Genomic DNA, 10,348 nt, shown 5'->3' on the forward strand with positions numbered 1-10,348 from the left:
CGCGATGAAGGCTATCTTATTATGGGTAGCGGTAATATCGTTCATAATCTAAGACACATAGAATGGGACAGTCCATCCGGCACCTCCGCCACAATTGAGTTTGACCAATACATTTCTAAGGCAGTCTTAGAAAACGATATAGATGCTATTGTTAATTACACTCGACATCCTCAGGCTAGCTATGCAGCACCTACACCAGATCACTATCTGCCATTAATTTATATTATGGGTGCGAGTGAAAGTGCAAAACCGACTGTATTTAATCAAACTTATAATTTAGGCTCCCTATCCATGACAGGCTTTATCTTTGAGGATGCAGAATAATAACTTACACACTAATACTATATAAATCTATACACACAAAAACTGCTTGTACCTATGGTACAAGCAGATTTTATATGTCTATTATTTTTCAATATTTGATTTAAATTGATCAAGTGCAGCCTGTACTCACCTCAGGAATATAAACTACACTAGTAATTCTTTAATGAAAGCTTCCATTTCCTCTGGGCTTACAACAGGCTCAAAACGGCCCACTACATTACCTTTACGATCTACAACAAATTTAGTAAAATTCCACTTTACTTCATCATCATTAAGATAATTAGGGTCAATACCATTAAGATAATCCGTAAGCATTTCCGTCTTATCACTAGGTGGGAATCCTTGGAATGGATGTTCTCGAATCATGTATTTGAAAAGATCTAATGCACTTTCATCGCGCACATCTGCCTTTCCCATAACCGTAAAGGTCACACCGTAATTTAATTTACAAAACGATTGAATTTCGCTATTTGAACCAGGTTCTTCTTCTCCAAATTGATTGGAAGGAACGGCGATAATTTCTAAGCCTTCCTCCTTATATTGCTTGTATAAAGCCTCTAAGGCTTCATATTGATGTGTAAAACCACATTTACTGGCCGTATTAACAATGATAAGAACCTTGCCTTCAAAATCTTTCAATGATTGTAACTCACCAGACTTTGTAGGCAGAAAAAATTGATAAACAGACATACTATCTCCTAACTTATATTAATAATCGCTATTATATTTATAACGAATATCATAATCAAAGGCCGCCGTTGTTTCAGAGGCTGTTTCCTGCCATTCTGTAGGGGCTGTACCATCTTTATCAAGGAAGTAACCAGAGTCAAGATAGCGGATAATAATATAATTGGAATCCTTTTGGTCAAAACCGTTACCGCGGGTAAAATCAATACCATGGCCTGTATTGCGCGTTACGATAGCCTCCAACAAAGGCAACGTAATGGCATTCAATGTGATTTTCATATCAGGAGAATCAAAAATTTTTTTAAAGAAAGAGCTAGGTTTTTCTTCTTTATACACTAATAGTTTACTAATTGTACCATTAGATGCACACACTACGCGACGAATCTCATTAATAGGAATATCTACCTTACCATTTAAGATAACACCGTTTTTAATAGTAATTTCTCGTTTTCCCATGTAGGAGTAATCTAGTGGCAATTGAAGCGTGTCTAAATTTGCAGGGAAGTCCGCTGTCAATTTATGGCGAGCAAAGGCAGCAATGATTGCTTTGGTTTCACGAATATTATGACCACCATTACAATCTGTACGGTCAGTATCTAAATCTTGGCCTTCAATATTTTTCCAATTGTGGTCTCTAAACACAATCGTATAATTAGAGTTTGAATTTAAATATCTTGTGAGATGAAGCTCATTTACATCTTCAAAATTAATGTCGGTTACAACCTGCCCATTTTTATCTTTACAAAGTACACCATTGTAACTAATCGTTAAGGTACGATCAGCACTTTCAAAAACAACGGGATGTGTGTCGAATACAGAAATCATAGCCCTCTCCTTTTCACGACTCTAAACACAACTACACTTGTACATATCAAGTGCATTTACTAAAACATTGATTAAATATATTAATTAAATATTCTTAACTTAATCATACACCTTCTATATAAATTTAAACAACTACTATATTTTTCTGACTCTCTATGTTCTAAATTAACTTACAAACACTATATGCTTTCACCAATATATTTACAAAAGATATCAAACAATATCTGTATAAAACAAAAAAGCTGATTCCGAAGAATCAGCTTTTTATATTTCATTGAATCGTTCAAATGAAGTTATTATGGAAATTAGATGCTTTCAACAGCAGCGATAGCCGCAACGTCTACAACGTCTTGAGCGGAGCAACCGCGGGAAAGGTCATGGATAGGTTTAGCCAAACCTTGAATCAATGGACCAATAGCGTCAGCTCCAGCGAAGCGTTGAACCAATTTGTAACCAATATTAGCAGATTGAAGATCAGGGAAAATCAAGATGTTAGCTTTACCAGCTACATGAGAGCCAGGAGCTTTCTTTTCTGCTACGGAAGGAACGATGGAAGCGTCCAATTGTAATTCGCCGTCGAATTTGAAGTCCACATTACGTTCTTTCAACATGTTAACAGCTTCTACTACTTTGTCTACTTCTGGAGTGGAAGCGGAACCTTTAGTGGAGAAGGACAACATGGATACGCGAGGATCAGCCATGCCAACAACTTTGCGAGCTTTTTCTACAGTGGATTCTGCAATATCAGCTAATTGTTCGCTAGTTGGGTTAGGCAATACGCCGCAGTCGGAGAAGATGAGCATGCCATCATCGCCATATTCTTTTTTATCTGTGAACATAACCATTGTGGAGGATACAGTTTTAAGACCTGGTTTAGTACCTACAACTTGTAATGCAGCGCGCAATACAGATGCAGTTGGAGTAGCAGAACCAGCAACCATGCCATCTACTGCGCCAAGACGAACAAGCATAGCGCCGAAGAATAAGCAGTCGCCTTTCATAGTTGCGTCAGCTTTTTCAGGAGTCATACCTTTTTTAGCGCGCAATTCTACGAATGTATCAACCATTTCTTGGTAACGATCGTAGTTAGTCGGATCGATGATTTCAGCGCCTTCGATGGATACGCCAGCAGCTTTAGCAGCTTCAGCGATTTCAGCAGGATTACCTACTAATACAGGTGTGCAGAAACCTTCTTTTAAAATGATTTCAGTAGCTACAAAAACACGTTCATCTTGGTACTCTGGCAATACGATTTTTTTACCTAATGGTTTTACTTGGTTTTTCAAATTTTGAATTAAATCCACGATTTTTGCCTCCTTAACATTGGCATTATGCCATATCAATACTATTATTATAGCAAATTCAACCTATTGGTTAAAGCAAAAATTATTTCTTAGCCTATCATTCCAATTTTACTCCTTTTAGTGAAAGTTGGAATTCATTCCCACTTCTCCAATTTTTACCTATCAACTTGGAATCTATTCCAACTTTAACACTTTTTTATGACTAATTTGGATTCTATTCCAACTTTTAAAAGAGTATCACCTGAATGATCCCATGATAAAGTATTGGCTTAGTTATATTAAAAGGCTACAATAATACCAAGACATTGCTATACTAATTATCAAGAGGATACTACTTTTATCCCCATTCAGGAGGAATCATGGCGAATACAGAAACGACAATCGACGCAGTTATGCATCCACAGCCTAACGAAACGCCCATAGATATAGAAAAGACAATCAAAGCCTTAGAGCGAAATAAATTTATAGTCCATTATTTTGAAACGGGCTCTGAAGCTATTTTCTATTTAAAAGGTCGTATTCAAAATAAACGTGTAGCCATCGGCGATTCTCGCACTTTATTAGAAATAGGTGTTTATGATGCTTTATCTAAGGTCAACGAGGACATAACGGATATTCAACGTCCACTTCCCGGTGAAAGCTTCCGCGACACCGCATTGCGCACAATGGGCCGTGATGTATTCCTCACCTCTGTAAACGCTCTTGCTCAAACAGGAGAAATGGTGAATATCGACGGTACAGGCAATCGTGTAGCTGCGTCATTATTCGGATCCCAAGAGGTATTTTTTGTATTAGGTATCAACAAAATCACACTCGATTTATCCTCTGCCATTTATCGTGCACGAAATGTAGCCGCTCCACTCAACAGTAAAAAGAATAAAAAGAGTTCTCTCAATCCATGTGCTACATTAGAAGAGAAATGCTATGACTGTGGTTCTCCCGACCGCATATGTAATGCATTAACCATTTACTATAAAAAGATGCGCAATATGCAAACCATGGAAGTCATCATCATTAATGAATCTTTAGGCTTCTAACAGCTTGAGGTCCATTCAAAAAATCTTGTATACTCATTTCTCCGAGTCCATATACAACCCGATAAATTGTAGACCACCTCGGATCGATAGAACCACTTTCAAGATCACTAATATAAGATTGAGCTAGACCAGATTTATCTGCTAATTGATACTGGGTCATTCCCAATTGTCTGCGCCAAAGTAAAATCAATACACCAAGTTTATGAATTTCTTGTCGAACTTGTAAGTCTTGACAACATACGATAGGATTCATGCCAACCTCTATCTACTTTCTCCCTCAACACATACTTATGCCTTTACTATACGGCTAGGCTCAGTCAGCGCCTAGTAGTAGTTGAAATGCAATAACACAAAAGCCTTAACAAAAACTAATGTTTAAATCAGTTTAGTTAAGGCTTTTTACTATGTAGATTACGTTGCGTAGGATTTCATCATTTCGTGGAATTTTAGTATATATAAAAATTATTATCATTAAAAATACAGTGAATAAATCAAAAAATACAGGTATTATCTATATATTACTATTTCTATACAGTATTCATACATTATGCATACACTTGATTTATAAAATCACCTAGTTCTATTAATACTACAAGAAGACTATACGATGTATAGTAAATACGCAATATTGTTAACATACATTGAGAAATAATAAGTCTATTAACAATACAAAAGGACTATACGGTTCAACTGTATAGTCCTTTCTATGTATTTATATAAGATTATTGAGTAATGCTTTCTTGTGCTTTTTTGATTTCCATGTATTTAACCATGCCATCAACAGCTTTTTTAGCTTCACGCATCGCTAATACTACAGTAGCTGGTTTATGTACAACGTCACCGCCTGCAAATACGCCTTTACGGTTAGTCATACCATAAGGATCTTCTGCAGTAATAATGTAACCTTTTTCGTCTACTTGTAGGTTATTACCTTCCCCAACAAGACGAGCATTTGGTTTATGACCTGCAGCGATAATGATTTTATCTACAGGCATTACTTGGAAGTTACCAGTGCCGTGGATACCTGCACCATCTTCGTTAAGCGCCATCACTTCGTATTTGAAGCCTTCTACCTTATCTTTACCTTCTACGCCTACTGGAGAAGCGAACCATTGGAATTGAACACCTTCAGCACGCGCTTCTTCGTATTCAGATAACAAGGCTGGCATTTGCTCTTGGCTACGGCGGTATGCTACAGTTACCGCTTTACAACCTAAACGCACGCATGTACGAGCCGCATCCATCGCTACATTACCACCACCGATGATAATTACGCGATCGCCTTTTTTAACAGGAATTTGTTCTTCATCAAGCTCGCCATTTTCTACCAATTGTACATTCGTCAACAAGTACATTGCTTGGAATACGCCATGCACTTCATCATTTTCCATGCGCACTTCTTGAGGAATATGCGTACCAGTACCGATAAAGATGGAGTCAAAACCTTCAGCAAAGAGATCGTCCAAGGTTTTATCTTGACCGATAAATGTATTGCATACAAATTTAACGCCTAAGCCTTCAAGGCGAGCGATTTCACGACGTACAACGGCTTTAGACAAACGGAATTCTGGAATACCGAATAAGAGTACCCCACCTGGTTCAGATTGGCCTTCAAATACAGTTACCTCATAACCGAGTTTAGCCACATCACCTGCTACGGACAAGCCTGCAGGACCAGAACCTACTACAGCTACCTTACCGAGATCTTGTTTGATTTTCTTAGGTTTGCGAAGTTCATTGATGCTTTCAAAATCAGCCGCGAAGCGTTCCAATTTACCGATATTAATAGGCGGTTTTTTTGCCTTATTCATGATACAGTTGCCTTCACATTGATTTTCACGTGGACATACGCGACCACAGATAGATGGCAAGTTTGTGCGTTCCGCCAAGATATCATTGGCCTCACCAAAGTTACCGCGTGCGATGGCTTGAATGAAACGAGGGATTTCGTTTTCAATAGGACAACCCATTTTACACAATGGCTTTGGACAATTTAGACAACGTTTCGCCTCGGCGAGCGCTTCCTCCAGCGTATAATCCGCATCAAAATGTAGTGGTTTTAATTCGTTACTCATGGCACATGCCTCCTAACAAGGATCCAGTACTATACTTATAGCGTTGCATGCACCTAAGCATTCCGATGAGCCCTCTCACATAGGGATGCCGCCACATGCTGCTAACATTTATCTTTTGTAACCATTCGATAGACGTGTGGTCACTGGTCAGACTCACACTATTCTATAGTATATTCTAAAATGTGAAAGTCCCAACAGTCAAGCAAATCTAGCAGGTTTTGTATACGAATATAGCCCCTATACTTGCAAGGATTGCATAGAAAAAGAGGCACCCGTAGGCACCCCTTTCCATAGCGATGTGTTAAGTTCTAAATTTAGCACTACCTTCGCAAAGCAATTATGTAATTAATAACATAATTATTTTAATATTATATGCAAGATTAAACTATATTAATGTTAATATTTACATATAACTTGATACATATACTGATATAATATAAACAGAGATTTCCGACTTTTGCACGCTACCCACAGCCAAATCTATCCTGAATTTTGACTAATGCGAGGTTCCCTATGAACACAGCAGAGTTTACCAAAAAATACTATATTGATCGCCGAGGATCTCATTCCAGAAAATGGGACGGACAACATTTAAAATTCAATCGCATCGATTTATTACCACTATGGGTGGCGGATATGGATTTTATGCCGCCTCGGTGCATCCAAGAGGCGATTTGCAACTATGTGAAAGCTACTCCTTTAGGCTATACCATGACAAATCCCAATTACCTAAAGGCTGTCATTAGTTGGTACAAACGTCATCATAACTGCACAATCGTTAGCGACTGGCTTACTAGTGCCCCCAATGTTATTACAGCCATCATGTGGTGCATAGCAGCTTTCACAAAAACAAATGATGCCATCGCAGTGTTAAGCCCTGTGTACGGCGCATTCGACAGTAGCGCCAGCGATGCGAAGCGGCAAATCATCGCCGTTCCCATGACACACAACGAAGATAACCGCTATGCTGTTGATTACGCGGCCTTTGAAGAGGCTATCGTCAAACACGATGTTAAGTTATTCATTCACTGTAATCCGCATAATCCGGTGGGCCATGTATGGATCGAAGATGAGATGGATCAGCTATTTAGCATTTGTAAGCGTCACGGGGTACTCATCATTAGTGATGAAATCCATCAGGACCTCATTACGGGACTTACATCATTTACATCTGCATTAACTGTGTCTAACGGAGCGTATACAGACAAGCTCATCGCCATGTCCTCGTTGTCAAAATCGTTCAATATGGCTAGCCTGCACCACGCAGAGATCATTATCCCTAACGAAGAGCTGCGGAATCATTACAACGCCTTTAAAGCCCTTGTATACCATACAGATTCGGACGTCCTTGCCGAGGCAGCCATCACAGCTGCCTACACACATCCAGAAGCAGAAGCATGGCTAACGGACCTACTCAATGTAGTGAAAGAAAACTATGATTATATGTGCAATAAACTACTTGCCACCTTGCCTGAACTTCGCATTAGCCCTATGGACGGCACCTATTTGGCTTGGATCGATTTTAGCGCTTATCTTAAACCAGAGGAAATGCATGATTTCTTTGAAAATAAATCCGGTATTGCACCAAGCTTTGGTGAATGGTTCGGTGGTGAAAGCTACGCAACCTTTATGCGCTTGAACTTGGCCACAAGCCTTGAGAACATCAAAATTGCTACGGATGCTATCCTACAAAACATTTAAATATTTCAGGTTTAAAATAATAGTTAACTTTCAATATCACTATATAATCAAAAGAGGCAGTCACAGCGGTTTATAACACGTCTGTGACTGCCTCTTATTATATTTAAACCTACTTTTAGCTAATCATACGTTACTATTAACGACATCTAAAGCCTTTATTAGGAGTATTAAAGCAATTATTTATCAGGAGTATTTGAAATAATCGATTATTCGGAACGTTTGAAAAGCCTTTTAGCAGGGATATTTAATAGCCTTTTACTAAGAATGTTTAAGATAATCTTTAGTAGAGATATTTAAAATAAAATTTACTAGGAACGTTTGAAATGGTCTTTTGCAAATTGCATGTCTTGAACTAATTCTAATGTACCAAGGTAATTATTGTTTTGGTCGCGCACCGCCATATAATTTACATAGAATGGACGACCTACCTTTTCAAGCCATACCGCCACATTATCGCGTTCCCCTTTGCGGAAGGATTCAATAATACCGCGTACGATAGGCTCTATCTTTGGAGGATGGCAAGAGTATACATCGCGACCGATAGCTGTAGTAGGGCGTTTAAAGACCTTTTCACCATCGTTGAAGTAACGGTTAATGTCTTCGTGGTCAACGAAGGTTACTTCCATTGGCATTGTATTAAGCATGGCATTTAATTGATCTACAGTTAAGCTACCACCTATTAGAACAATAGTATTATCATCGCCACTTGCTTTTGTTGTTTGTGTAGCTAATGCGGCTTCAGCCTCTGTCCAAACAGTGCGTTTTACCCCAAAGATTTCTTCATACTGCGCTGTATCTTTGTAGATTTGATACCACTCTTCAGTACTAAAGTTCTCTGCACAAATTGGGAACAAGATATTTTGCTCTTTGTAGATCATCTCTTGAGCACGTGTGAGAAGACCATCAAACTCTTCGTACCAAGCATCATCAATAGACTTAGCACGAGCTAGACGACCAAAGCCATCGCGAATATCGTCATCAACAGTCCACATAACCATGGATGGACCAGAAATATCATAGGCTACTTTCAAATGAGGATATAAAAGGTCTCCCTTCTTAGCGTAGTGAATAGACACTTGGCGCACTTCGTTTACATCATCTACCGTAGCAGTCTTATCGGTCACCTTAACCTTTGTAGCTTCAATCAACGCATCAAGAGCTTTGTTTTCTTCTGTTAATCGATTGAGTGGATGACCTACTGTTTCGACTAGCGTTACTACGCTTTGACTTTTTTCTTGTGCTTCTAGTACAGCCTCAACCTTAGCGTGTTCAGACTCCATTTGTTCATGGATAGTGGAGCCATGGAACAAGGCAGAGTGAAGGTCACATAATTGTTGAACCTCTGCTAGTGGTGTGCCTTCACGCATAAGGCCTTGTTCAGCTTTCATGATTTCACTAGCCTCAACATGGGCGAATTGACTAGCAAAGTCTTCACGAACGGCACCAAGGTCTTCACCTGTGCCTAAACGTTTCAAGAAGCCTTTGAGCTGCTCTACACGTTCGCTATCTTGAACTGCATCTTCAGCCTTAGTTTCGGAATTTTCGTCAGTGTTAGCTGGCACTGTAGTAGATACTGGTGCACTGCTTTCTACTGCATTTGCTGCAACTGTGCTAGATGCTACGTTAGCAGATACGTCCGTAACATTAGACTTTATAGCCGCTGCAGTAGGTGCCACGCCAGGATGACTCGCAGCTTCCGCATCATCACCAGATAGATTTGGCATTTCACCTTCTAAGGTAAAGCCAGCTTTCATGAAAGCGCCCACGATATCGATCATGGATACGCCTTTCATCTTAGCCCCTTTCGGGATGGTCATGATTTTACCAACAGAGTTCAACATCACCTTGTTTGTGATTTCGCTGAACCCTAATTCTTTCATAATATCTGCTACTTCAGGATATTCTTTTACCAAATCATATACAGATTTGGATAGATCTAATTTCTTTTCCATTTTGAGCCCCTCATGTCAAAATCTTTATAAAATACTTACTAATATTAATGAGCCCCTATACGTAAAAATCTCGCATATAAGGCTATCTATTTACTGTGAAAGGTCTATATATAATGACCTATGAATCTATGATAAACGATATCGATTAGAAAATCTGTATCCGTGGCAATACTTTTGAAAGTAATTCAAAAATTTTCAAAATATCATGTAACGCTTTACCAATAGTAACTCTTTACCAATAAAATAAATTATACGCTCGAAAACAGTAAAAAGAGATAAAAATAACGGATAGATGATTATCCATCCCGGCTCATACATGAAGGGAGACACATCAACTATCCGTTATATATTTAAATTACTTGTCTATTACTATTACTATTACTGTTTCTGTTTCTGTTTCTGTTTCTGTTTCTGTTTCTGTTTCTGTTTCTGTTTCTGTTTCT

At 38.7% G+C, this 10,348-nt stretch carries 9 protein-coding genes; 3 read left to right on the top strand and 6 right to left on the bottom strand.

All coding sequences use genetic code 11. The features are described 5' to 3' along the window. A partial coding sequence (locus tag Q0507_RS01940) for a dioxygenase (RefSeq protein ID WP_298711587.1) occupies positions 1 to 324 on the top strand: 324 nt, incomplete at its 5' end. 144 nt (positions 325 to 468) lie between these two features. Here the strand turns inward: Q0507_RS01940 and Q0507_RS01945 are convergent. From Q0507_RS01945 to pta, 3 genes are all read right to left on the bottom strand, one after another. Continuing rightward, a complete protein-coding gene (locus Q0507_RS01945; protein ID WP_298711588.1) occupies positions 469 to 1,014 on the bottom strand; it encodes a glutathione peroxidase in 546 nt (181 codons plus the stop codon). An 18-nt stretch (positions 1,015 to 1,032) separates the two neighbouring features. Further along, positions 1,033 to 1,836: a hypothetical protein gene (locus Q0507_RS01950; RefSeq protein ID WP_298711591.1), complete on the bottom strand. Its 804-nt coding sequence runs from the start codon at positions 1,834 to 1,836 to the stop codon at positions 1,033 to 1,035. A gap of 305 nt (positions 1,837 to 2,141) precedes the next feature. Further along, the gene (pta, locus tag Q0507_RS01955; protein WP_298711594.1) at positions 2,142 to 3,140 is read right to left on the bottom strand and encodes a phosphate acetyltransferase; all 999 of its coding nucleotides are present in this window, start codon (positions 3,138 to 3,140) and stop codon (positions 2,142 to 2,144) included. 359 nt (positions 3,141 to 3,499) lie between these two features. On the opposite strand from pta, the gene Q0507_RS01960 reads away from it, so the two are divergent. Continuing rightward, the gene (locus Q0507_RS01960; protein WP_298711597.1) at positions 3,500 to 4,177 is read left to right on the top strand and encodes a lactate utilization protein; all 678 of its coding nucleotides are present in this window, start codon (positions 3,500 to 3,502) and stop codon (positions 4,175 to 4,177) included. On the opposite strand, the gene Q0507_RS01965 is transcribed toward Q0507_RS01960, so the two are convergent. Both Q0507_RS01965 and Q0507_RS01970 read right to left on the bottom strand, forming a co-directional pair. Then, positions 4,155 to 4,430 carry a helix-turn-helix domain-containing protein gene (locus tag Q0507_RS01965; protein ID WP_298711599.1) on the bottom strand — a complete coding sequence of 92 codons (276 nt, stop codon included), beginning with the start codon at positions 4,428 to 4,430 and terminating at the stop codon, positions 4,155 to 4,157. The genes Q0507_RS01960 and Q0507_RS01965 overlap by 23 nt on opposite strands. A 469-nt stretch (positions 4,431 to 4,899) precedes the next feature. Then, positions 4,900 to 6,252 (bottom strand): NAD(P)-dependent oxidoreductase, encoded by a 1,353-nt coding sequence (locus tag Q0507_RS01970; RefSeq protein WP_298711601.1) that lies wholly within the window; start codon positions 6,250 to 6,252, stop codon positions 4,900 to 4,902. A gap of 513 nt (positions 6,253 to 6,765) precedes the next feature. Here Q0507_RS01970 and Q0507_RS01975 point away from each other — a divergent pair. Further along, positions 6,766 to 7,953 carry a MalY/PatB family protein gene (locus tag Q0507_RS01975; RefSeq protein WP_298711602.1) on the top strand — a complete coding sequence of 396 codons (1,188 nt, stop codon included), beginning with the start codon at positions 6,766 to 6,768 and terminating at the stop codon, positions 7,951 to 7,953. Positions 7,954 to 8,261: 308 nt separating this feature from the next. Here the strand turns inward: Q0507_RS01975 and Q0507_RS01980 are convergent, their stop codons facing one another. Beyond that, positions 8,262 to 9,905: a DUF438 domain-containing protein gene (locus Q0507_RS01980; protein WP_298711604.1), complete on the bottom strand. Its 1,644-nt coding sequence runs from the start codon at positions 9,903 to 9,905 to the stop codon at positions 8,262 to 8,264. Between the last annotated feature and the right edge of the window lie 443 nt (positions 9,906 to 10,348).

The sequence above is a fragment of the uncultured Veillonella sp. genome (assembly GCF_938010505.1).
Lineage (GTDB): Bacteria > Bacillota > Negativicutes > Veillonellales > Veillonellaceae > Veillonella.

What these genes read in the sequence shown, in the direction of transcription:
- Q0507_RS01975 (WP_298711602.1), top strand. Translation starts at nt 6,766, where the DNA reads ATGAACACAGCAGAGTTTACCAAAAAATACTATATTGATCGCCGAGGA.
- Q0507_RS01970 (WP_298711601.1), bottom strand. Translation starts at nt 6,252, where the DNA reads ATGAGTAACGAATTAAAACCACTACATTTTGATGCGGATTATACGCTG.
- Q0507_RS01950 (WP_298711591.1), bottom strand. Translation starts at nt 1,836, where the DNA reads ATGATTTCTGTATTCGACACACATCCCGTTGTTTTTGAAAGTGCTGAT.
- Q0507_RS01980 (WP_298711604.1), bottom strand. Translation starts at nt 9,905, where the DNA reads ATGGAAAAGAAATTAGATCTATCCAAATCTGTATATGATTTGGTAAAA.
- Q0507_RS01965 (WP_298711599.1), bottom strand. Translation starts at nt 4,430, where the DNA reads ATGAATCCTATCGTATGTTGTCAAGACTTACAAGTTCGACAAGAAATT.
- Q0507_RS01960 (WP_298711597.1), top strand. Translation starts at nt 3,500, where the DNA reads ATGGCGAATACAGAAACGACAATCGACGCAGTTATGCATCCACAGCCT.
- Q0507_RS01945 (WP_298711588.1), bottom strand. Translation starts at nt 1,014, where the DNA reads ATGTCTGTTTATCAATTTTTTCTGCCTACAAAGTCTGGTGAGTTACAA.